At 59.1% G+C, this 1,041-nt stretch carries 1 protein-coding gene; it reads right to left on the bottom strand.

From position 1 onward, the window contains the following. Positions 1-961 (bottom strand): type VI secretion system-associated FHA domain protein TagH (gene tagH / locus ADK28_RS06860; RefSeq protein ID WP_048795257.1); only part of this gene is annotated, 961 nt, incomplete at its 3' end. Between the last annotated feature and the right edge of the window lie 80 nt (positions 962-1,041).

The raw sequence follows: 1,041 nt of genomic DNA, 5'->3' as shown, positions 1-1,041 counted from the left end.
CCGCATGCTGCAGGCGGATATTACTGAGGAGTTCCGTCACCGCGGCAGGCGCCGACAGATGCACCGGGCTTTGTCCTTCGGCAAAGAGCAGCGAGAGTGTGCCGTGATAATCCAGTCCCAGGCGCAGCGGATTATCTTCAATCGGGCGCAGCAGCTTGTCGGCAAGTGCGCCCTGTTCGGCCTGCAGTGCCAGCAACCCTTCTACCAGCGCGCGCAGGGTTCTGCCCATATCGAATAACATCTCAGCGGCGGTCGTGGATCCGGTCATCGCAAGGTTTCCGCCCATGCCGGACAGCACGGTCTCCAGTGCCGCCGCCATCCCCTCGTCCTGCGTAAGGCCGCTACGTCCCACCTCCGGTAGTTCAATAAATGCCTGGTTCACTGTCTCTTTTCCTCCGGAGAATTCGCCTGCCGGCCCTGATGATGCCGCCTGGAGCGTATTTTCTGTCAACAGCGACGACACGCTGTGGCTGTCCTGTTGCAGCGCCCCCAGAGGATCGTCCTCCCGGGATGCCTTCGTTACCGTATGCGTCATTCCGGCGTCGTACTGAGTGTCCTCAAGCCATTTATCCATACTCTGCTGTGGGCGGTTATCCATCAGTTCATCCAGCGCAGGAGCGTGTAGTCTCTGCCCCAGGGAAACACGGATTTGAAAAGGTCCTACGGTCAGTTCATCTCCCGCATTCAGCCTGACGAGCCGGTCTCCCCCCACCGGTGACCCCAAACCATTAATAAATGTGTGTCCGCTCTGGTCGTGCAGGCAAAAATGCCCGTCAATCATCTCAATACGCGCATGCCCCGGCAGAACCGAGCCAATACTTTCGCGAAGCTGCCAGTCATCCTGATCCGATGAGCCCAGCGTCCCCCCTTCCGGCCCGAAATAATGCTGAACCTGAGAGTCTCCCTCCAGCTGCGCGCTGTTAAGTACCAGTAATGAAAGCTGTTGTGTGCTGTTGCTCATGCTTACTCCTGCACGCATATCGTGACGCGGGCCACCTCAGGCGGCATCCCCAGAAAACTGCTCCAGCCCAGGCTCGCGCC

Origin of the sequence: Serratia sp. 506_PEND, from assembly GCF_001076875.1 — a bacterium.
Classification (GTDB): domain Bacteria; phylum Pseudomonadota; class Gammaproteobacteria; order Enterobacterales; family Enterobacteriaceae; genus Serratia; species Serratia marcescens.
This window is presented reverse-complemented; position numbering and strand designations above follow the sequence as displayed.